This window comes from Muricauda sp. SCSIO 64092 (assembly GCF_023016285.1).
Lineage (GTDB): Bacteria > Bacteroidota > Bacteroidia > Flavobacteriales > Flavobacteriaceae > Croceivirga.
On sequence record NZ_CP095413.1, the window covers coordinates 4,193,805 to 4,219,753 of the forward strand.

A 25,949-nucleotide genomic window follows, 5' to 3' on the forward strand; every position below is an offset into this window, starting at 1 on the left:
GCTTCCCTTCCCTTGCCCGACCAGTCCTCGCTCTCAACCCGGGCCTATGTCGGTCCCCCGGACCGAGACGGAGGAGTCCCTGGCCGCTATTTGGCAGGAGCTGTTGGGCGTAGACCGCATCGGTGTCCTGGACAATTTCTTCGAACTGGGGGGACATTCCCTACTGGCAACGCGACTGGTATCGATGGTCCGCCGCCAGATGGACGTGGACCTGGCCATCAGGGATGTTTTTGTACACCCTACCATTTCAGAGTTGGGGGGCCATATATCGGGGCATTCCACAGGGGTATTGTTGCCCTCCATTGTCCCCTATGACCGTTCGGGTATGGACAGGGTCCCATTGTCCTACAGCCAGGAGCGTTTGTGGTTCATCGACCAGTTACAGGGCAGTTTGGAATATCACATTCCCTTTGTCCTGCGCTTGGAAGGCACATTGGATCGCACCTTGTTAGCAGATTCTTTACGGGAGATAGTCTCCCGCCACGAGGTGTTGCGCACCGTTATCCTATCGGATGAGGGCGTGGGCCACCAAGAGGTCCTCCCATCGGAGGACTGGGCCTTGGAGTATTATGATGCCGTGGAGCGCTCGGATGTAGAGGGCTATCTCAGCCTGTTCCTTTCAAGGGCCTTTGACCTTTCCAAGGACTATATGTTACGGGTGGGACTGTACAGGTTGGGTGAAGCGGAACATATTTTGGCCGGGGCCTTCCACCACATAGCAAGTGATGGCTGGTCCAACGCCATACTCATCAATGAGTTCGTGGCACTATACGGTTCAAAGAAGTCCGGGCTTCCGCACGGGCTCCCCGCGCTTGGGATCCAGTATTCGGATTATGCCCTATGGCAACGGGAGCACATAAGCGGTTCGTTTTTAGAAGAACAGCTGTCCTATTGGGAGGGCCATCTTAAGGACGTTTCAGTTTTGACCTTACCGACGGATCGTCCCCGTAGCCCGCAGGTAGATAGTTCCGGTGGCAGCCTGTCCTTTGAACTGCCCCCCGATTTGAGCGCTTCGATCCATGGCCGTTGCCAGGAAGAGGGCGTTACCCTGTTCATGTTTTTGTTGGCGGCCTTCAAGGTACTGTTGTACCGGTACAGCGGACAGAACGATATATGTGTGGGGACGTCCGTTGCCAACAGGACACAACAGGAACTCGAGGGGCTCATAGGGTTCTTTGTCAATACTTTGGCACTTCGCAGTGATGTGAGTGGCAAGTCTAGTTTCCGTTCCTTCCTCTCCCAGTTAAGGCAGACCACCTTATCGGCCTATGACCATCAGCATGCACCTTTTGAGAAGGTCGTCGACCGTACCGTCAAGACAAGGGACATGGCAACAAGCCCCCTGTTCCAGGTTGCCTTTGCATTACAGCATGCTGCGGATGAAGCAGGGCTTGAGATGGAAGGGCTATCACTAGAATTCAAAGATATAACCGAACATACTTCGAAATTTGATATCACCCTTACCGCCACCGAATTGGATACCGGTATTGCGATGAACATCGAATACCGCAGCTCTTTATTTGATCGTTCCACCATGGAGCGTATGGCCTCGCATTACCGTGGGCTATTGGAGGGTATCGTTTTAGATCTGGACCGGTCTGTGGGAAGTATCCCTATGCTCACCTCTGAGGAGCTGACCACGGTACTGGAGGACTTCCAGGGCCCCGAGGTTGTTTACGACTCAGAGAAGACATTAGTTGATCTTTTTGAGGAGCAGGCCCGCTCCACACCGGAGCATGTGGCCCTGGTCTACCAGGACCGGACCCTTACATACCGTGAGCTCGACCGCCGTTCGAACCAGTTGGCGCGTTACCTAAAAGGGCAGGGTTCTGGCCCGGAGGCATTGGTGGGGATATGTATAGAGCGTTCCCTGGAGATGGTAATTGGGATATTGGGGATACTGAAGTCGGGCGGGGCCTATGTGCCCATGGATCCAGACTATCCTTCCCAGCGCATCGGTTATATGCTCGAGGATGCACAGATCAGATTGTTGCTAAGCTCCAGCGGGAGCATCGAAAACGTGCCCGATCTGGACCACCGTACCGTGCTCCTCGATAGGGATTGGGGGACGATATCCCAGCAGTCAACCCGCAAGCTCTCCACAGGCCCCTCCCAGGAAAACCTCGCTTATGTCATCTACACCAGCGGGTCGACAGGACAGCCAAAAGGCGTCATGATTGAGCATAGTAATGTAGTAAGACTATTCAAAACAGAGAATCCTCTATTTGAATTCAAGAGTGATGATGTATGGACATTATTTCATTCCTTCTGTTTTGATTTTTCGGTTTGGGAACTTTTTGGTGCGCTTTTGTTCGGAGGAAAATTGCACATAATTCCAAAAGAAATTACCAAAGACCTGACCACGTTCGGAAAGCTTTTGATATCCGAGAAAGTTACCATCCTGAATCAGACTCCTTCCTCTTTTTATGCCCTTCAAGAACATTTATTATCACTTTCTAACCACCTAGAACTTCGCTATGTAATATTTGGAGGAGAAGCGTTAAACCCTCCACAACTAAAACAGTGGGAAGAAAAGTATCCTGAATGCCAGTTAATAAACATGTATGGAATTACAGAAACCACTGTTCATGTCACATATAAGGAAATTACAAATAAAGAAATTCTAGAGCCTACAAGTAATATTGGGAAAGCAATACCTACGCTCCATAGTTACATTCTTGATAAAGAATTAAATCCCGTGCCAATCAGTATAGTCGGAGAGCTGTGCATCTCCGGTCCCGGTCTGTCCAGGGGCTATTTGAACCGTCCTGATTTAACGGCCTCGAAGTTCGTCCCCAACCCCTTCAGCGGCATCGAGGGCGACCTTATGTACCGTACGGGAGATTTAGCCCGCTGGCTGCCCGACGGCAACATAGAGTTCATCGGACGGGCCGACCACCAGGTAAAGATACGCGGCTACCGCATCGAACTGGGCGAGATCGAGAGCGTCCTGTCACAACAGGGGCAGATCGGCGCGAGCTGTGTCGTGGCCCATACCGACGAGAACGGTTCCAAACGGTTGATGGGGTACGTTGTGGCCGACGGGGACCTGGATTGTTCAGCCTTGCAAAACCGATTAAAGCAACAGCTTCCGGATTATATGGTACCCACAATCTGGATGGAACTGGAACGCATGCCCTTGACCGCCAACGGCAAGATAGACCGTGCTTCCCTTCCCTTGCCCGACCAGTCCTCACTTTCGACCCAGGCCTATGTCGGTCCCCGGACCAAGACGGAGGAATCGCTGGTCGGTATTTGGCAGGAGTTGTTGGGCGTAGACCGCGTTGGTGTCCTGGACAATTTCTTCGAACTGGGGGGACATTCCCTACTGGCAACGCGACTGGTATCGATGATATGCCGTAGGCTGGAGATCGACCTGGCCATTAAAGACATATTCGAGTTCGGTACGATTGAAGAATTGGCAATATTTATCGACTACAACTTTAAAGATGAAGATGAGGACAATGAAGCGTATAAGTTTGTTGTAAAAATTTGATTATCAATGGATAGCACTATTTTAGAAATACTCAGACGGGCAAGTTCAGAAGATATAAAACTTGAGTTGGAAAATGGTTCATTGAACCTGAAATCCAAGACTGGGTATATCAGTCCGGAAATGATACAGGAGATAAGGGACAAGAAGGAATTGATAATTCAGCATCTTCAAAAACTCAAAGATAAAAATGTACCCTCCATATTCAAAAGCCGTATTCAACCTTACGATCGTTCAGGTATGGATAGGATCCCCTTATCGTATAGCCAGGAGCGTTTGTGGTTCATCGACCAGTTACAGGGCAGTTTGGAATATCACATTCCCTTTGTCCTGCGCTTGGAAGGCACATTGGATCGCACCTTGTTAGCAGATTCTTTACGGGAGATAGTTTCGCGCCATGAGGTATTGCGTACTGTTATCGTATCCGAAGATGGCGTTGGCCACCAAGAGGTCCTCCCATCGGAGGACTGGGCCTTGGAGTATTATGATGCCGTGGAGCGCTCGGATGTAGAGGGCTATCTCAGCCTGTTCCTTTCAAGGGCCTTTGACCTTTCCAAGGACTATATGTTACGGGTGGGACTGTACAGGTTGGGTGAAGCGGAACATATTTTGGCCGGGGCCTTCCACCACATAGCAAGTGATGGCTGGTCCAACGGTATACTCATCAACGAGTTCGTAGCGCTCTATAGTTCAAAGAAGTCGGGGCTTCCGCACGGGCTTCCCGCACTTGAGATCCAGTATTCGGATTATGCCCTATGGCAACGCGAGCATATAAGCGGACCGCTCCTGGAAGAACAGTTGTCCTATTGGGAGGGCCATCTTAAGGACGTTTCAGTTTTGACCTTACCGACGGATCGTCCCCGTAGCCCGCAGGTAGATAGTTCCGGTGGCAGTCTGTCCTTTGAACTGCCCCCGGACCTGAGTGCTTCGATCCGTGGCCGTTGCCAGGAAGAGGGCGTTACCCTGTTCATGTTTTTGTTGGCGGCCTTCAAGGTACTGTTGTACCGGTACAGCGGACAGACCGATATATGTGTGGGGACATCCGTCGCCAACAGGACGCAACAGGAACTCGAGGGGCTCATAGGGTTCTTTGTCAATACTTTGGCACTTCGCAGTGATGTGAGTGGCAAGTCTAGTTTCCGTTCCTTCCTCTCCCAGTTAAGGCAGACCACCTTATCGGCATATGACCATCAGCATGCGCCTTTTGAGAAGGTCGTCGACCGTACCGTCAAGACAAGGGACATGGCAACAAGCCCCTTGTTCCAAGTGATGTTTGTACTACAGAATACACCGGAGGAACGTGAAATTGTCATAGAAGGGCTTTCTATAAGCACATACCATCAGGATATCACATCTGCAAAACGTTTTTTAACTCTTACCGCCACCGAATTGGATACGGGTATTGCGATGAATATCGAGTACCGCAGCTCTTTATTTGATCGTTCCACCATGGAGCGTATGGCCTCGCATTACCGTGGGCTATTGGAGGGTATCGTTTTAGATCTGGACCGGTCTGTGGGAAGTATCCCTATGCTAACCCCTCAAGAGCTGACCACGGTACTGGAGGACTTCCAGGGCCCCGAGGTTGTTTACGACTCAGAGAAGACATTAGTTGATCTTTTTGAGCAGCAGGCCCGCTCCACACCGGAGCATGTGGCCCTGGTCTACCAGGACCGGACCCTTACATACCGTGAGCTCGACCGCCGTTCGAACCAGTTGGCGCGTTACCTAAAAGGGCAGGGTTCTGGCCCGGAGGCATTGGTGGGGATATGTATAGAGCGTTCCCTGGAGATGGTAATTGGGATATTGGGGATACTGAAGTCGGGCGGGGCATATGTGCCCATGGATCCAGACTATCCTTCCCAGCGCATCGGTTATATGCTCGAGGATTCACAGATCAGATTGTTGCTAAGCTCCAGCGGGAGCATCGAAAACGTGCCTGATATGGGCCACAGTACCGTGCTCCTCGACAGGGATTGGGCGTTGATATCGGAAGAGTCAACCCGCAAGTTGTCCCGGAAGTCTTCATCGGATAACCTGGCCTATGTCATCTACACTAGCGGGTCGACAGGGCAGCCAAAAGGGGTTATGGTTGAGCATGCCAGTATCTCTAATGAGATTCAATACTATTCTGAATTATTTGAATTTGGTACTGAAGACCGACAGTTATTACTAGCAAATTATGCATTCGACGCTTCCGTAGAACAGATTTTTTTACCCATTACCAATGGAGGGGCTTTGGTATTGATTTCAAATGAAGATATGTTAAGTCCTGAAAAATTTGAGGACTCTTTAGATCACTTTGGTATAACACATTTTCAAGCTACTCCCTCCTTATTAAAAACAATAACTCCAAGAAAATACTCAAAACTACAACGAGTGTGTTCAGGTGGAGAAGTTTGCCCACCAGACTTAGCTGTTCGATGGAGTGCCCACGTAAAGTTTTTCAATAAATATGGCCCAACAGAAGCTGCTGTAAATTCAACTTATTATTCCTATTCCAAAAAAAATCCAGGGATTCCTTCCATTCCAATAGGGAAGCCACTGGCTAATGTTCAGCTTTATGTGCTAGATAGTAATGAATGTCTTGTTCCTATTGGAGTTCCTGGAGAATTACATATTGGAGGAGTAGGAGTAGCGAGAGGATATCTCAACCGAAAGGAACTCAACCATCAGAAATTCATCACCCATCCACAATCCAAGAACAACCAACGTCTTTACAAAACAGGAGATTTGGTGAAATGGCTTCCCGATGGCAATCTTTTGTACTTGGGCCGTACTGATACTCAAGTAAAGATCAGAGGGTATCGTATTGAAGTCGAAGAAATCGAAATCGCTATACAAAATCTAGGATTGGTCTCAGCTGTCTCGGTTATTACAAGATCAGATGAGAATAGCCATGAACGCTTAATAGCTTATGTTATTGATAAAGAAGGTTTTAGCAGAGAAGAAGCTCAAAAAAAACTTTCCGCAAGTCTTCCTGAGTACATGGTTCCTGCCATTTGGATAAAGTTAAAGGAGTTTCCTCTTACCCCTAACGGAAAGGTTGATAGAAACTCACTGCCTCATCCGGAACGTCTGGACTTGACCACTTCAGAGTATGTTGCTCCCGAGACTACTGCTGAAAAGAATCTTGCTGAAATTTGGAAGGCCCTGTTATCACTTGATAGTGTAAGTGTTCATGATAACTTTTTTGAGTTAGGTGGAGATTCGATTATTGCCATTCAAGTGGTCAGTAGAGCTAAGCGCATGGGTTTCAACCTTCAACCAAGGGACCTTTTCGAACATCAAACTATTGCGTCCTTAGCTCTGATTGCAAAAAAAGAATCAAAACTGAGTAGTGAACAAGGCAGGCTTTCCGGACCGAGCGGTTTGCTTCCTGCTCAGCAGCGCTATTTCGAAACGCAGCATAGGACAGATGTAAGCTACAATCAAGCAGTCCTACTTGAATTATCAAAAGATATAGGTGAAGAAACCTTACAGCTAGTCTTTAAAACATTGATTAACTATCATGATGCCCTAAGGTTTTCCTATGCTCAGGACATAGAAAAAAATAAATGGATTCAGACCTATCAGGAAAATGTCTCCGATTTTTCTACCTCAGATTTATCAAGTTATAAGGGAAAACAATTGCAGGAGCAAATCGCGGTAGTTTGTTTAGAGGCGCAACATAGTATTAGCTTAAAGAATGGAAACCTATCTCATTTTCGATGGATAAAGACTTCAGGAAATGAGCCTCACAATTTCCTATACATTGTTGTTCATCACTTAGCAGTTGATGGTGTTTCTTGGAGAGTCTTGCTCAACGATTTGTCCGAAATGTTATCCAAACCAAAGATCGGGAAGTTCGATTTAGGATATAAAGGGACCTCGGTAAGACAATGGGTCAATCGGCTCGCTGAATTTTCAGAAACCCCAAAGGTGATTGACCAACTTACTTTTTGGGAATCGGTCCAGGACTCCTATAATCCCCTACCAACTGATTATAGTTTGGAGGAAATTTCTACGGTTGCTGATCTTAAAAATTATCATACAACCCTAGACCCCACGCTTTCAAAAGCCTTGTTGTTGGAGGTTAATAAAGCCTATACTTCAGAAGTAACAGACCTCTTATATGGGGCATTGGCTAAAACCCTCTGTGATTGGACAGGCCACAATGAGATCGTTATTGGTGTTGAAGGTCATGGAAGAGAAGATATCGCCGAGGATATCGATATATCAAGTACTGTTGGCTGGTTTACGAACTTATTCCCTGCTTTATTTCAACATGAACCGCACTATAAAGAAGGTCATATAATCAAAAGTGCTAAAGAGCAGTTGAGCATTTTCAGGGACAAAGGTCTGGGTTATTCTGTCTTGCGCTATCTACACCCTTCGGCTGAGCTCAGGGCGAAGTTGAATAGAAAGGATTTTGATGTCGTTCTAAATTACTTGGGTCAACTAGACAATATTATAGGTGAAAATTCCATAGTTCGACTTGCAGACGATCCTATAGCTTCCGAAAGCAACTCAGCTCTCCCAATTAACTATAAGATATCAGTTGTTGGCGCAATAGTGAACGAATCTCTGAAATTGAGCTGGAGTTATTCCAGGCATGAATATGAAGAAAAAACTATTGAGACTATTGCAGACGCCTATATTTCTAATTTGACGGCATTGATTACCTATTGTGGAGCCAAAACCACTGTAGAAAAGACACCCTCGGATTCTGCTTTAGCACCCGAAATCAGTTTTCAGGAATTTGATGAGTTTTTAGATGTCAAGGAAAACGGACAAGCTAGAAGAACATTAATAAATTCTGTGTATCCACTTAGTCCATTACAGCAGGGAATTTTGTTCCATGAACTCTACAATGAAGATTTCCAAACTTATCTTGGTCAGTTTAGCTGTGATTTTCCTGAGGGAATTGATGTCAATCGATTGCAACAGGCTTGGAAGCAGCTACTTGCAGAACACTCTATTCTAAGATCTGGATTTTCTCATGATATTTTTAAAATTCCCGTACAGTTTCCCTACAAAGAAGCGGACCTACCTTACACTTACTTGGATTATAGCTCTTTAGATGGTAAAAAACGGGAGGGAAAGTATCTAAAGTTCCTTAAACAAGATCGTCTTAAAGGAATAGCACTTGACAATCCTCCGTTGATGCGGATTGCGGTTTTTAAAATGGGAGGCAACAAATTTAGAATGTTGTGGACACATCATCATTTGATTTTAGATGGATGGTCTGTTTCTAATCTCATGGCTAAGTTTCTAAGGATTTATGAAGAGCTTTTAGAGAATCGGAAACCAAAAGTATCTGAAGAAGACCATTATGAAGATTACATAAGATTCTTATCTAAGACGGATAAATACCAGGAAGAAGCTTTTTGGAAAACCTATATGAATGGAGTCACTGAACCTATTCTTTTGCCATTCATTAAAGACAATATCGATAGAAACAAGACAAGAGGGATTCCGGCAGAGACCACTCTAACCTTTGATGAGACCCTATCAGATTCTTTGAAAACTTTGGCGCGCAACCATCACCTTACCATGAATACGATTCTTCAAGGGGTATGGGCGGTTTTGTTGTCAAAATACAGTGGTAAAAAAGAAGTGACTTATGGTGTTGTAGTTTCTGGTCGCCCTCCAAGTCTTGATGGTATTGAGGATAAGGTAGGGTTGTTTATCAATTCTATACCGCTATATGCAAAATTGGAAAACAACACCGAAGTCCTACACGTCTTTGAGAATATTCAAAAAGGCCAAATAAAGGCCAGGGATTTTGAGTATAGCAGTCTGGCTTCGATTCAAAATTGGACGGGGGTAAAGGGAGATTTATTCGATAGTATTCTTGTTTTTGAGAATTACCCTATAGTTGAGACTTTAACTGCTTCCGAACTACCCATAAAAATTGAGAATGTACAAACCTTTGAAGAGACGAATTATCCTCTGACTATTGTCACCGCGATAGATGATGTTTTAAGTATAAAGTTTTTATACAATGAGTATTTACTATCAGATGAATCCGTGTCCATGATTAAGGGACATTTCCGAAATGTATTATTTCAAATACTCAATAAACCGGAAATTAGAACTAACGATATAAGACTACTTACATCCGTCGAGGAAAACATTTTTAAGAATTTCAACAATACGGTCACGCCCTACCCTAAAGAAAAAAACCTGATTGATCTTTTTGAAGAACAGGTGCAGAATTCTCCACAAGCCATAGCTGTAGAATTTGATGAGAATCAAATGTCTTATCAAGAACTGAATCGCAGGGCAAATCAACTTGCTCACTATTTAATTAAAAAGGGTGTATCCTCTAATGATTTGGTAGGAGTGTGTGTAGAGCGTTCTTTTGAGTTAATCATAGGGATCCTGGGGATATTGAAATCTGGAGCGGCCTATGTCCCAATTGATCCTGAGTATCCGCAAGACCGAATAAGTTACATTGTCAAAGATACCTCGGCCAAGGTCATTTTATGTGATGGTAAATCAAGGAGGCTTTTAATGGATTCCTCGACGGGAGCAGACCTGTTGAATTTGGAGAATCAGTATGTTGAAATTGAAAAAGAATCAGGCACAAATCCGAGCTTGCCTATTCAGAATACCAACTTGATATATTCCATTTATACTTCTGGAAGTACTGGAATTCCAAAGGGTAGCTTGGTTCAACACAAAGGTTTAACCAATTTGGTCAATTGGTATGTACAGGAATTTGAATTCTCCGAGAACAGCCATTTCCTGCTATCGAGTTCCATAAATTTTGATCTTACCCAAAAAAATGTCTTCGCCCCGATCATTTCCGGTGGACGGTTGTGCATCAGCAGCTTTGCTTATAATGATTTTGATCAGCTTATAGATGTTGTTGAGAAGTTTGAGATCACAAATATTAACTGCACTCCTAGTGTTTTTTATGGATTTGTGGACCACCGTGAGGAGGAGGAGATGAAGAAGCTAAGTTCATTGGAATATGTTGTTTTAGGAGGAGAACCTATTAGTTTTAGCAATTTGCAGGAATGGTATACCAACCCATTTAACAAGGCTAAAGTCGTAAATTCTTATGGCCCGACGGAATGCTCGGATGTAGTCTCTTATTTCATTATCGACTATGATGCAGATAAGGAGATGAGATCAATACCCATAGGAAAACCAATATATAACACTGAGCTATATATCCTTGACAGTGATCATATGCAACTTCCGATGGGAGTCCAAGGAGAATTGTTTATAGGAGGTGAATGTGTAGGTTCGGGCTACCTGAACCGTCCGGACCTGACCGCCTCGAAGTTTGTCCCCAACCCCTTCAGCGGCGTCGAGGGCGACCTTATGTACCGTACGGGAGATTTAGCCCGCTGGCTGCCCGATGGCAACATAGAGTTCATCGGACGGGCCGACCACCAGGTGAAGATCCGCGGCTACCGCATCGAACTGGGCGAGATCGAGAGTGTTTTATCCCAGGAAGATCAAATCAGTTCAAGTTGTGTTCTGGTCCATACCGACGAGAACGGTTCCAAACGGTTGGTGGGGTACGTTGTGGCCGACGGGGACCTGGACCGTACGGAACTGCAGAAAAGCTTGAAGCAGCAACTACCGGATTATATGGTGCCCACGATATGGGTGGAACTGGATGGTATGCCCTTGACCGCCAACGGAAAGATAGACCGTGCTTCCCTTCCCTTGCCCGACCAGTCCTCGCTCTCAACCCGGGCCTATGTCGGTCCCCGGACCGAGACGGAGGAGTCCCTGGCCGCTATTTGGCAGGAGCTGTTGGGCGTAGACCGCATCGGTGTCCTGGACAATTTCTTCGAACTGGGGGGACATTCCCTACTGGCAACGCGACTGGTATCGATGGTCCGCCGCCAGATGGACGTGGACCTGGCCATCAGGGATGTTTTTGTACACCCTACCATTTCAGAGTTGGGGGGCCATATATCGGGGCATTCCACAGGGGTATTGTTGCCCTCCATTGTCCCCTATGACCGTTCGGGTATGGACAGGGTCCCATTGTCCTACAGCCAGGAGCGTTTGTGGTTCATCGACCAGTTACAGGGCAGTTTGGAATATCACATTCCCTTTGTCCTGCGCTTGGAAGGCACATTGGATCGCACCTTGTTAGCAGATTCTTTACGGGAGATAGTCTCCCGCCACGAGGTGTTGCGCACCGTTATCCTATCGGATGAGGGCGTGGGCCACCAAGAGGTCCTCCCATCGGAGGACTGGGCCTTGGAGTATTATGATGCCGTGGAGCGCTCGGATGTAGAGGGCTATCTCAGCCTGTTCCTTTCAAGGGCCTTTGACCTTTCCAAGGACTATATGTTACGGGTGGGACTGTACAGGTTGGGTGAAGCGGAACATATTTTGGCCGGGGCCTTCCACCACATAGCAAGTGATGGCTGGTCCAACGCCATACTCATCAATGAGTTCGTGGCACTATACGGTTCAAAGAAGTCCGGGCTTCCGCACGGGCTCCCCGCGCTTGGGATCCAGTATTCGGATTATGCCCTATGGCAACGGGAGCACATAAGCGGTTCGTTTTTAGAAGAACAGCTGTCCTATTGGGAGGGCCATCTCAAGGATGTTTCTGCTTTGATCTTACCGACGGATCGTCCACGTAGCCCGCAGGTGGACAGTTCCGGTGGCAGCCTGTCCTTTGAACTGCCCCCCGATTTGAGCGCTTCGATCCATGGCCGTTGCCAGGAAGAGGGCGTTACCCTGTTCATGTTTTTGTTGGCGGCCTTCAAGGTACTGTTGTACCGGTACAGCGGACAGAACGATATATGTGTGGGGACGTCCGTTGCCAACAGGACACAACAGGAACTCGAGGGGCTCATAGGGTTCTTCGTCAATACTTTGGCCCTTCGCAGTGATGTCTCGGGGAACACAGCTTTCCGTTCCTTCCTCTCACAGGTCAAACGGACAACATTGGATGCGTACGAACACCAGCACGCACCCTTCGAAAAGATCGTCGACCGTACCGTCAAGACAAGGGACATGGCAACAAGCCCCCTGTTCCAGGTGATGTTTGTGCTACAGAATACACCGGAGGAACGTGAAATCGTCATGGAAGGGCTTTCCATAAACCTTATGGAGAATCACGATGGTATTGCTAAAATAGATATAGCATTTAATGTAAATGAGACAGCGGAGAATCTTCAACTGGTAATCGAATACCGTAGCTCTTTATTCGACCGTTCCACCATGGAGCGTATGGCCTCGCATTACCGCGAGCTACTGGAGGGTATCGTTCTGGACCTGGACCGGTCTGTGGGCAGTATCCCTATGCTCACCTCCCAGGAGCTGGCCACGGTACTGGAAGCTTTCCAGGGGCCCGAGGTTGCCTACGATACAGAGAAGACACTGGTCGACCTCTTTGAACAACAGGCACGCTCCACTCCGGAGAACGTGGCCCTGGTTTATCAAGACCGGACCCTTACGTACCGTGAGCTCGACCGCCGCTCCAACCAGTTGGCCCGACACCTGAAACAGCTCGGCGCAGGCCAGGAAGCATTGGTGGGGATATGCATTGAGCGCTCACTGGAGATGGTCATCGGCATCCTGGGGATACTCAAGTCGGGAGGGGCCTACGTGCCCATCGACCCCGACTATCCCTCACAGCGCATCGGTTATATGCTGGAGGACGCACAGATCAAGTTGTTGCTGAGCTCCAGTGGGAGCATCGATAACGTGCCCGATCTGGACCACCGTACCGTGCTCCTCGACAGGGATTGGGAAACCATATCCCAGCGGTCCGCCCGTAAGCTCTCCTCAGGGCCCTCCCAGGAAAACCTCGCATATGTCATATACACCAGTGGATCAACAGGACAACCCAAAGGGGTTATGATTGAGCATAGTAATTTAACAGCTCTGCTTTACTCAAGATCTTATTATTATGGCGAAATGGGTTCCATGCTGTCAATCCCGCCTATGGTTTTTGACCCATCTGTCGTGGCTATTTTTGGGACTTTAGTATCAGGAGCCAGCCTTATAATTCCAAAAGATGAGGCTATAAATGACGTGGCAGAAATGCGTAATCTTTTGGACAAAAAAGAGATTGATTTCTTGCTCTGTTCACCAACCTATTACGACTTCTTACTGAGCGAAAAGTTGTTGGATAGTTTTACATATAAGCGGGTATTGTTTGGTGGGGAACCTTTAAATCAAAATCTAATATCGAGGCATTATAACGCATTTCCTGAAAGGATTCTTTTTAATGAATATGGTCCCACAGAATGTACAGTTTGGACTTCTGTATCAAAAGTTTACGACAATCAGCCTGTCACCATCGGCAAGCCCATATCAAACACCCGTTTGTACATCGTATCGGAGGACACTGCTTTGTGCCCAATCGGTATAGTCGGGGAGCTGTGTATCTCCGGTTCCGGTCTGTCCAGGGGCTATTTGAACCGTCCTGATTTAACGGCCTCGAAGTTCGTCCCCAACCCCTTCAGCGGCATCGAGGGCGACCTTATGTACCGTACGGGAGATTTAGCCCGCTGGCTGCCCGATGGCAACATAGAGTTCATCGGACGGGCCGACCACCAGGTGAAGATCCGCGGCTACCGCATCGAACTGGGCGAGATCGAGAGTGTTTTATCCCAGGAAGATCAAATCAGTTCAAGTTGTGTTCTGGTCCATACCGACGAGAACGGTTCCAAACGGTTGGTGGGGTACGTTGTGGCCGACGGGGACCTGGACCGTACGGAACTGCAGAAAAGCTTGAAGCAGCAACTACCGGATTATATGGTGCCCACGATATGGGTGGAACTGGATGGTATGCCCTTGACCGCCAACGGAAAGATAGACCGTGCTTCCCTTCCCTTGCCCGACCAGTCCTCGCTCTCAACCCGGGCCTATGTCGGTCCCCGGACCGAGACGGAGAGTCCCTGGCCGCTATTTGGCAGGAGCTGTTGGGCGTAGACCGCATCGGTGTCCTGGACAATTTCTTCGAACTGGGGGGACATTCCCTACTGGCAACGCGACTGGTATCGATGGTCCGCCGCCAGATGGACGTGGACCTGGCCATCAGGGATGTTTTTGTACACCCTACCATTTCAGAGTTGGGGGGCCATATATCGGGGCATTCCACAGGGGTATTGTTGCCCTCCATTGTCCCCTATGACCGTTCGGGTATGGACAGGGTCCCATTGTCCTACAGCCAGGAGCGTTTGTGGTTCATCGACCAGTTACAGGGCAGTTTGGAATATCACATTCCCTTTGTCCTGCGCTTGGAAGGCACATTGGATCGCACCTTGTTAGCAGATTCTTTACGGGAGATAGTCTCCCGCCACGAGGTGTTGCGCACCGTTATCCTATCGGATGAGGGCGTGGGCCACCAAGAGGTCCTCCCATCGGAGGACTGGGCCTTGGAGTATTATGATGCCGTGGAGCGCTCGGATGTAGAGGGCTATCTCAGCCTGTTCCTTTCAAGGGCCTTTGACCTTTCCAAGGACTATATGTTACGGGTGGGACTGTACAGGTTGGGTGAAGCGGAACATATTTTGGCCGGGGCCTTCCACCACATAGCAAGTGATGGCTGGTCCAACGCCATACTCATCAATGAGTTCGTGGCACTATACGGTTCAAAGAAGTCCGGGCTTCCGCACGGGCTCCCCGCGCTTGGGATCCAGTATTCGGATTATGCCCTATGGCAACGGGAGCACATAAGCGGTTCGTTTTTAGAAGAACAGCTGTCCTATTGGGAGGGCCATCTCAAGGATGTTTCTGCTTTGATCTTACCGACGGATCGTCCACGTAGCCCGCAGGTGGACAGTTCCGGTGGCAGCCTGTCCTTTGAACTGCCCCCCGATTTGAGCGCTTCGATCCATGGCCGTTGCCAGGAAGAGGGCGTTACCCTGTTCATGTTTTTGTTGGCGGCCTTCAAGGTACTGTTGTACCGGTACAGCGGACAGAACGATATATGTGTGGGGACGTCCGTTGCCAACAGGACACAACAGGAACTCGAGGGGCTCATAGGGTTCTTCGTCAATACTTTGGCCCTTCGCAGTGATGTCTCGGGGAACACAGCTTTCCGTTCCTTCCTCTCACAGGTCAAACGGACAACATTGGATGCGTACGAACACCAGCACGCACCCTTCGAAAAGATCGTCGACCGTACCGTCAAGACAAGGGACATGGCAACAAGCCCCCTGTTCCAGGTTGCCTTTGCATTGCAGCATGCTGCGGATGAAGCAGGGCTTGAGATGGAAGGGCTATCGCTAGAATTCAAAGATATAACCGAACATACTTCGAAGTTTGATATCACCCTTACCGCTACGGAATTGGATACCGGTATTGCGATGAACATCGAATACCGCAGCTCTTTATTTGATCGTTCAACGATGGAGCGTATGGCCTCGCATTACCGTGGGCTATTGGAGGGTATCGTTTTAGATCTGGACCGGTCTGTGGGAAGTATCCCTATGCTCACCTCTGAGGAGCTGACCACGGTACTGGAGGACTTCCAGGGCCCCGAGGTTGTTTACGACTCAGAGAAGACATTAGTTGATCTTTTTGAGGAGCAGGCCCGCTCCACACCGGAGCATGTGGCCCTGGTCTACCAGGACCGGACCCTTACATACCGTGAGCTCGACCGCCGTTCGAACCAGTTGGCGCGTTACCTAAAAGGGCAGGGTTCTGGCCCGGAGGCATTGGTGGGGATATGTATAGAGCGTTCCCTGGAGATGGTAATTGGGATATTGGGGATACTGAAGTCGGGCGGGGCCTATGTGCCCATGGATCCAGACTATCCTTCCCAGCGCATCGGTTATATGCTCGAGGATTCACAGATCAGATTGTTGCTAAGCTCCAGCGGGAGCATCGAAAACGTGCCCGATCTGGACCACCGTACCGTGCTCCTCGACAGGGATTGGGGGACGATATCCCAGCAGTCAACCCGCAAGCTCTCCACAGGCCCCTCCCAGGAAAACCTCGCTTATGTCATCTACACCAGCGGGTCGACAGGGCAGCCAAAAGGCGTCATGATCGAGCATCACAGTATACGCAACCTGGTAGTTTCCCAGATAGCGATATTCAATGTCACTGCAGAGAGCAGTGTATTGCAATTTGCCTCCTTTGGATTTGATGCCTCCTGTTCAGAGCTATTTACCACCCTTCTAACGGGTGCCTCGCTTATTGTTCCGACCAAAGAAGAATTGTTGTCCACCACCCGGGCCGTTGATCTTATGAATACCCATAAGGTCGATGTAGTGACTTTACCGCCTTCTTATCAGGTATTACTGAAAGATATGCAAGTTCCCTCACTGCGGACGATTATTTCCGCCGGAGAATCGTTAAACATCCCTGTAACCAAGCACTTTCAATCTCAGGGCATCCGTATAGTGAACTTTTATGGTCCCACGGAGAATACCATAGGGACTTCCATGTCGGAGAATCCGATACTATCCAATGGACTATCAACCATCGGCAAACCCATATCAAACACCCGCCTGTACATCGTATCGGAGGACACGGCCCTGTGCCCGATCGGCATAGTCGGGGAGCTGTGTATCTCCGGTTCCGGTCTGTCCAGGGGCTATCTCAACCGTCCGGACCTGACCGCCTCGAAGTTCGTCCCCAACCCCTTCAGCGGCATCGAGGGCGACCTTATGTACCGAACCGGTGACCTGGCACGCTGGCTGCCCGACGGCAACATAGAGTTCATCGGACGGGCCGACCACCAGGTAAAGATCCGTGGCTACCGCATCGAACTCGGGGAGATCGAGAATACAATTTTAAAGCTAGATTCTATTAGTCAGGCTGCGGTCTTGATTAAAAAGAACTCAAACGGGGATGACTACTTAGCTGCTTACTTACAATCGTATAAAACACCAAAATTAAGGGCGTCCATATCTGAATACTTTGTTTACGATGACTTGGCCTATCACGCCTTAACTACTGATACCAAGAGAAACAATCACTATAAAGAGGTATTCAAAAGGTATTTAAAAGATAAAATCGTCCTAGATATTGGATCAGGCCCCGAAGCAATTTTATCTCAGTTCTGTATAGAAGCAGGTGCAGACAAAGTTTATTCCGTAGAAATTTCTAAGGAAGTATACGAGAAAGCCAAAAAACACATCGAAAAGAAAGGATTAAGTGATAAAATAATTCTCATTAATGATGATATTACCAAGGTAACACTACCTGAAAAAGTAGATTATTGTGTTTCTGAAATTGTTGGCCCGATTGGAGGATCAGAGGGCGCAGCCAAGCTCATAAACGCCAGTCGAAAACTGCTTAAATCTCCACAAAATATGCTTCCCAAAAGAAGCGTTACCAAAGTTGCAGGCGTCTGTTTTCCCGAAAATCTGCATGACTATAAGTTTGATACAATTGGAAAGCATTATGTAGAGAAAATTTTTGACAAAGTAGGTTACAAATTTGACTTACGCCTATGTGTGGAAGATTTCTCTTCAGACAATGTAATTACGACCGATGCAGTTTTTGAGGACCTAGATTTTACCCAACCCCTAGATTTAGAAGGCAATCACAATATTCGTTTGGAGTTCACCAAATCTTCTCAGATTACTGGATTTTTGGTTTGGTTAAACCTCTTTATTGATGAAGATATATGGCTAGATACCTTAAGCGAAAAATACAGTTGGCTCCCGGTTTATCTCCCAGTTTTCAAAAATGAGATCAAAGTAAAGCCTGGAGATTATATTGAAGCTCAGATATCGCGGCGTCTTTCCGATAACGATTTGAATCCGGATTTTACTGTGAGTGGTAGCTTATTTAGAAAAAACACAGAGAAAATCGATTTCAAATATAAATCGGTGAATCATGAGAAGTTATATCGTCATAACTCGTTTTATGAAAAACTTTTCGAACATGACACTGTTCAGGTTTCTAAACAAGTTCCGATTGGCCCAACGCAGTTAACACAACATTTGAAGCAGCATTTACCGGAGTATATGATACCTGGTGTTTGGGTAGAGTTGGATGCCATTCCACTGACGGCCAATGGTAAGATTGACAGAGAAGCTTTGCCAGACCCTGATCGCGATGCTTATTTGACCAGGGAGTATGTTCCACCTCGTGATGAGATAGAGCAGGATCTTGCTGGGATATGGTCTGAATTGCTGGGCGTAGATTCTATTAGCGTATTGGACGATTTCTTTGCCTTAGGCGGCCATTCTCTTTTGGCTACCAGATTGGTTTCCATGGTTCGGGTTGAAATGGAAGTTGAAATAGCCATCCGAGATGTCTTTACGCATTCTGTTCTTGAAGAGCTGGCTACTCATATCTCCGGAATCTCCAAGGGCGTAGTATTACCTCAAATTGTTGCTGTAGAAGACAAGGAGTTCATTCCGTTGTCTTACAGCCAGGAAAGGCTTTGGTTTTTAGATCAGCTTCAGGGTAGTGTTGAGTATCATTTCCGATCGTCTTACGATTGGAGGGTTCACAGACCTGGCTGTCTTTGAGAAGTCCTTGGAACGGGTTGTGTCACGGCATGAGGTTTTGAGAACTGTAATCAAGTCATCTGAAGGAAGTGGATATCAGGAGGTATTACCCGATGGTTTGTGGACGCTTGAGCAGTACAAAATTAAAAAGCAGGATAAAGTAGCTGAAATTCTAGAAGAGTATGTGACCAGACCTTTTGATTTGTCAAGAGATCATATGTTTAGAGTTGCGCTTTATGATTTGGGAACGGGGACTTATATCATGGCCGGTGTTTTTCACCATATAGCCAGTGATGGATGGTCAAATAACATTCTGGTAGAGGAGTTTGCTGAGATCTACCAGGCGCTTTTATCGGGCAGGGAGCCACTGTTGGCACCATTGGCTATCCAGTATACGGATTATGCGGTATGGCAGCGGGAGCATGTAGAGGGAGAGTGGTTAGATGGCCAACTTTCGTATTGGGAAAATCAGCTTCTAGGTGTAAGTAACCTCGCCTTACCAACGGACTATCCTCGACCTGCTATTCAGAGCACAGCAGGGGCTAGCATATTCTTTGATTTGGATCGCGATTTAACCAACCGCTTGTCAGCGTTGGCTCAGTCTGAAAAGACGACCCTGTTCATGGTTTTATTGGCTGCCTTTAAAGTGTTGTTGTACCGTTATACCGGTCAGGAAGACATTTGCATTGGAACATCCGTAGCCAATAGGACACAACAAGAATTGGAAGCTTTGATCGGTTTCTTCGTAAACATAATTACGGTAAGAAATAATCTTAACGGCAATGATACCTTCATTGACCTATTGAAAACAGTTAAATCAACGGTACTTGAAGGTTACGATTACCAGCAGGCTCCATTCGAACGGGTTGTTGAGCGCACTGTAAAAACCAGGGATAGAGCAACTACGCCACTTTTTCAGGTTCTTTTTGAACTCATTGCAGGGATGGATCAGGCAGAAATACAGGTGGCCGGGATGACTTTGAAACCCCAGGAGTATGACACCACAATTTCCAAGTTTGATCTCTCGGTTAAAATTATAGAAAGTAAGAAAGCGCTATCAATATGCTTGGAGTATGCAACCGCCCTTTTTAAAGAAGACACTATGAGAAGAATGGCATCTCATTATGTCGAAATTCTCGAAGCTGTTATCCAGAATCCCAAAGAAGCTGTTGGCAGAATTTCTATTCTTCCTTCTAATGAAAGAGAACTTTTGTTGGAAGACTTCAGCAGTACTACAGAGAGAACGAAAGAAGCGATTACCATCATCGATCAGATTTCGCAGCATGCCAAGTCGTTTCCCGATCTCGTAGCGCTTACGTTTGGAGATTTACACCTAAGCTACAAGGACCTCATGGAAAGAGTAGATATTGTAGCCGAACATCTAAAAGAACATTACAAAGTTGAGCCGGGCGATTTTGTAGGGGTGCATATGAATCGTTCTGATTGGTATGTAATTGCTACCCTTGGAATACTAAAGGTTGGGGGAGTTTATGTTCCTATTGATATTCAAAATCCAGTTTCCAGGAAAGCCTATATGGTAGAAGATTCAGCGCTAAAAATGCTGATAATTGAATCAGATGGTCTTTTTGATGTTATTGATCTCGATGTTAGTGTTTTTTCAATTGATATAGAATACGAAGGCATTCGTTCCCGATATTCAAATACAGATTTTTCAGCAGCATACAAAGTCTCATCAGAAGACACGGCTTATGCAATTTACACTAGCGGTACCACCGGCAGACCTAAGGGGGTTTTGGTAAGTCATGGGAACCTCTTGAGTTATCTTAGGTCCTGTTCGGACTACGTGGAAGACTCAAGTACAGGTCCTTGTAGTTTTATGCATTTATCGCCCTCATTTGATGCGTCCTTAACGGAGTTCTTTGTGCCCCTAATGAGTGCCAGGAAACTTGTAATTGGAAGCCATTCTGGCCTAGAGGTGTTTAACGATCCGAATTTTATAAAAGAGGCTCCTTATGATTTTATAAAACTTACACCATCTCATTTAGAACTTCTATTGCCCTCTTTAGAAAATTTAGCTTCAAAAAAGCTGGCTTCTAAACTTATATTCGGGGGTGAGCCGCTAAAGCCATCTCATATCAATTCACTCAAGACTTCGAACATCGAAGCGGTGATAATTAACGAATATGGGCCAACTGAAGCCACAGTTGGATGCAGTACTCATTGGTTTGAGCTTCATGAATATACCAAGGAACGCTCAAACAGTATTTCAATAGGCAAACCCTTACCAAATACGCAGATTTATATTCTTGATGAGTTTAGCAACCCTGCTCCAATAGGAATTATTGGCGAAATGTATGTTGGTGGGAGTCAGGTTGCGAAGGGTTACTTGAATAATAAGGCACTCACTGAGAAGAAGTTTGTAAAGAGTCCGATAACCGATTCAGATGGGATGTTCTACAAGACAGGAGATCTTGCCAGATGGCTGCCTGACGGAAATATAGAATTTATAGGTAGAAAAGATGAGCAACTAAAAATTCGCGGTTACCGGATTGAACCTGGGGAAATTGAGAACGTACTAATGGATTTAGATGCTGTTCAGGTGGCATGTGTCAAGGGCGTAAAAGACGAGTTTGGAGAAAAACTGGTAGCATATATTACAACAAAGGATGATTTTGAAAAAGACGTTCTAGAAGAAGAACTCAGGCGGCATTTACCGGAGTATATGATACCTGGTGTTTGGGTAGAGTTGGATGCCATTCCACTGACGGCCAATGGTAAGATTGACAGAGAAGCTTTGCCAGACCCTGATCGCGATGCTTATTTGACCAGGGAGTATGTTCCACCTCGTGATGAGATAGAGCAGGATCTTGCTGGGATATGGTCTGAATTGCTGGGCGTAGATTCTATTAGCGTATTGGACGATTTCTTTGCCTTAGGCGGCCATTCTCTTTTGGCTACCAGATTGGTTTCCATGGTTCGGGTTGAAATGGAAGTTGAAATAGCCATCCGAGATGTCTTTACGCATTCTGTTCTTGAAGAGCTGGCTACTCATATCTCCGGAATCTCCAAGGGCGTAGTATTACCTCAAATTGTTGCTGTAGAAGACAAGGAGTTCATTCCGTTGTCTTACAGCCAGGAAAGGCTTTGGTTTTTAGATCAGCTTCAGGGTAGTGTTGAGTATCATATTCCGATCGTCTTACGATTGGAGGGTTCACTAGACCTGGCTGTCTTTGAGAAGTCCTTGGAACGGGTTGTGTCACGGCATGAGGTTTTGAGAACTGTAATCAAGTCATCTGAAGGAAGTGGATATCAGGAGGTATTACCCGATGGTTTGTGGACGCTTGAGCAGTACAAAATTAAAAAGCAGGATAAAGTAGCTGAAATTCTAGAAGAGTATGTGACCAGACCTTTTGATTTGTCAAGAGATCATATGTTTAGAGTTGCGCTTTACGATTTGGGAACGGGGACTTATATCATGGCCGGTGTTTTTCACCATATAGCCAGTGATGGATGGTCAAATAACATTCTGGTAGAGGAGTTTGCTGAGATCTACCAGGCGCTTTTATCGGGCAGGGAGCCACTGTTGGCACCATTGGCTATCCAGTATACGGATTATGCGGTATGGCAGCGGGAGCATGTAGAGGGAGAGTGGTTAGATGGCCAACTTTCGTATTGGGAAAATCAGCTTCTAGGTGTAAGTAACCTCGCCTTACCAACGGACTATCCTCGACCTGCTATTCAGAGCACAGCAGGGGCTAGCATATTCTTTGATCTGGATCGCGATTTAACCAACCGCTTGTCAGCGTTGGCTCAGTCTGAAAAGACGACCCTGTTCATGGTTTTATTGGCTGCCTTTAAAGTGTTGTTGTACCGTTATACCGGTCAGGAAGACATTTGTATTGGTACTCCTGTGGCTAATAGAACACAACAAGAATTGGAAGCTTTGATCGGTTTCTTTGTCAATACTCTGGCGCTAAGAAGCTCCATTGAACCCAACCGTAGCTTTATAGAAACTTTGCAAGAGGTAAAAAAAGTCACCTTAGCCGCATATGACCACCAGCAGGCCCCGTTTGAACAGGTTGTTGAGCGCACTGTAAAAACCAGGGATAGAGCAACCACACCGCTATTTCAGGTGATGTTTGAACTGCAAAACATAGATAGTAAAAAGGAGATTACTATGGAAGGAATATCCTTTTCTTCCGAAGATACTGAAACTCAAACCTCCAAGTTTGATCTAACGCTTATTGCAACTGAGAGCGATTCTGGTATTCTCATGAAAATCGAATATGCCACAAGTTTGTTTCGGGAAGAAACGGTACAGGCAATGGCCAAGCATTACCAGAATATTCTTAGCTCTTCTGCCTCAAATCCTGAAATGGTAATAGGTAAATACGCTATTTTAAGTAATGCTGAAAGAGAGTTAATACTTAAAAGTTTTAATAACACTGATTTTGATTATCCCAAAGAGGAGACCATCGTAGATCTTTTCGAAAAACAGGCGAATGAAGCTACCGATAATATCGCGCTGGTTTCTAATGAAAGGGAAATTACCTATGATGAATTAGATAAGGAGGCAAACCGATTGGCAAGGTATTTATTGACTCTTGGGATTACTAAGGAAACGCTCGTTGGGATATGCATCGATCGAAGTCCCGAAATGGTAATAGGAATACTCGCTATTCTTAAATCTGGCGGAGCTTTTGTTCCGATTGATCCCCAATACCCTTTGGAGAGAATTAATTACATCTTGGATGATGCTGTAATTAAGTTCCTGCTGACCTCAAGTAGAATAGAGAAATCAGCCGAGATGCCAGATTGGATTGAAAAAATCTCAATAGATACAGATTGGGGTCAAATAGCAATACAGTCCGAGGAGAAACTTGATAGTTCTCCTTTACCAAAGGATGTTGCATATGTAATGTACACAAGTGGGTCTACCGGAAGACCGAAAGGTGTGATGATCCAGCACCAAAGCCTAATAAACTTTCTATGGGGTACCATTTCTCGTTTGGAAATGTCTGAGATGAATGCACTTTTATCGCTAACCACCTACACCTTTGATATATTTTATTTAGAGTTATTCGCTCCGCTGCTTCTTGGTTCTAAGGTTATACTGCAAGACAAATCAGTAAATATAGACTACATCAAGCTACAAAAGAATATCGGCTTATATAATCCAGACTTTATTCAAGCCACTCCATCAACATGGCAAATGCTTACCGATATTGGTTTTAACAGGCAAAAGGGCCTTACAATCCTAAGCGGTGGAGAACCCCTAAAGGAGGCGCTAAAGAATCGTTTGGTTAAGATCGGAGATAAGGTCTGGAATATGTACGGACCAACTGAAGCCACCATTTGGGCAACAACAAAACTCGTTGATTTTGATCATCCGGTAAACATTGGGTCTCCATTGTACAACTATCAAATTTATATCCTCGATGCTATGGATCAGTTGACTCCGATAGGTATTGTAGGGGAGTTATGTATTGGAGGTGACAGTTTGGCCAAAGGCTACCTCGGTAGACCAGATCTGGATAAGCAGAAGTTTATTGCTCACCCATTTAAAGAAAATGAGCGACTTTATCGTACAGGAGATATGGGCAGATGGTTATCAAATGGAGATATAGAGTTTTTAGAAAGACGTGATGAACAGGTTAAAGTTAGAGGTCACAGAATAGAGCTTGGAGAAATAGAAAACGCTCTTAATGGTCTAAAATTTATAAAGAATTGCACTGTAAATGTCAAGGAAGACACCAATGGTGTAAACCGCCTGATTGCCTATGTCATTTGTGAAGAAGAACTGGATCGAAAATTGATTTTAGATCACTTAAAGACAAGTCTGCCAGACTATATGATTCCAAGTATAGTCATGAAAATTGACGAGTTGCCATTGACTAGCAATGGAAAGGTGAATAAAAGGGCTCTGCCAGATCCAGAACTTTCAGAATTGTCCTCACAACCTTATGCTCCACCGAGAAACGAATTGGAACATGAGCTAGTTCAAATTTGGCAAGACTTACTGGAAATTGAGCGAGTAGGGATTTTGGACAACTTTTTTGAGCTAGGAGGGCACTCTATCATGGCGATGCGCCTGGTTGCACAAATCAATAAAGCCTTTGATAAGGAGCTGAGTATTGCTAACCTTTTTGAATTTCCGACCATTTCTCTCTTAAGTGAAGTGTTGTTCTCGGAAAACGAAATTGAGGAAAGCATTCTTGTTCCACTGAATGATGGAGGTGCCAAAACACCAATATTTTGCATGCCACCTGCATCTGGGACTATTCCGTATTATGATCTTGCCAAATTGTTGGGAGATGAGCAACCTCTATATGCCTTTCAGTGTCCTGGGCTAAATGGCAAGACAATGATAATAAGGACGGTGGAAGAGCTGGCCACCGCCTTTATCAAAGAGATGAAAAAAGTGGACCCAAAAGGGCCGTACAGACTAGCCGGCTACTCTTTTGGCGGGTTAATAGCCCTTGAAATGGCTTTACAGCTTAAAAAAGAAGGACTAGAAGTTTCTCAACTCTTCGTATTCGATACGTTCTCTCCAAGCAGTGTTAATTCACAGCGTAGCAGGAGTTTTGAGGAGTTATTGACAAGTCTTGCAGGCATTATTAATCAGGACTACAATACCTCCATAGAACTGCCTTATCTAAAACTTAAGAATAAGACTAAGGAAGAGCAACTAAATATACTTTATGGTCTAATAAAAGAAGCCAATATTGAGCCTACAGAAATGCAAATTAGAGGGCATATAGGGGTTTATATTGGAAATGACCAGGCAGCATCGGCATATCAACCACTAGTTGGTGAGAAATTAGATACGCAATTAATTCTGATTAAGGCCGAAGCGCTTGATACGGATTCCTTGAATAAGGAATATAATTCTAATATTCAGGAGATTTCATATGAAGAAGAGGATTATGGATGGCAGATGTACTTTAATGAAAGGATTGTGGTACACCGTATTTCAGGGACGCATAGTACGATATTCAGTCATCCCCATGTGAGGGAAATAGCTGAGAAACTCAATAAATATTAAAATTTTGAAGGTGACATACAAAAAGAGCGTTAGCATTGAAGCAATAAGTCCAAAGGTG

4 protein-coding genes are annotated in these 25,949 nt (G+C 46.0%); all 4 read left to right on the forward strand.

Going from position 1 to position 25,949, the window contains the following annotated elements; all coding sequences use genetic code 11:
• Positions 1–46: 46 nt before the first annotated feature.
• From L0P88_RS17570 to L0P88_RS17585, 4 genes are read left to right on the forward strand one after another with little or no spacing between them, the layout of a single operon-like run.
• Positions 47–3,496, forward strand: coding sequence for an amino acid adenylation domain-containing protein (locus L0P88_RS17570; protein WP_247131215.1), 3,450 nt, complete (start codon positions 47–49; stop codon positions 3,494–3,496).
• 6 nt (positions 3,497–3,502) lie between these two features.
• Positions 3,503–14,401: a non-ribosomal peptide synthetase gene (locus tag L0P88_RS17575; RefSeq protein ID WP_247131216.1), complete on the forward strand. Its 10,899-nt coding sequence runs from the start codon at positions 3,503–3,505 to the stop codon at positions 14,399–14,401.
• Entirely contained in the window at positions 14,392–18,906 is a 4,515-nt protein-coding gene (locus tag L0P88_RS17580; RefSeq protein ID WP_247134892.1) for a non-ribosomal peptide synthetase, read from the forward strand. The genes L0P88_RS17575 and L0P88_RS17580 overlap by 10 nt, the downstream gene beginning before the upstream one ends.
• Positions 18,907–18,925: 19 nt before the next feature.
• The gene (locus L0P88_RS17585; protein WP_247134893.1) at positions 18,926–25,891 is read left to right on the forward strand and encodes an amino acid adenylation domain-containing protein; all 6,966 of its coding nucleotides are present in this window, start codon (positions 18,926–18,928) and stop codon (positions 25,889–25,891) included.
• The last annotated feature ends 58 nt before the right edge of the window (positions 25,892–25,949 follow it).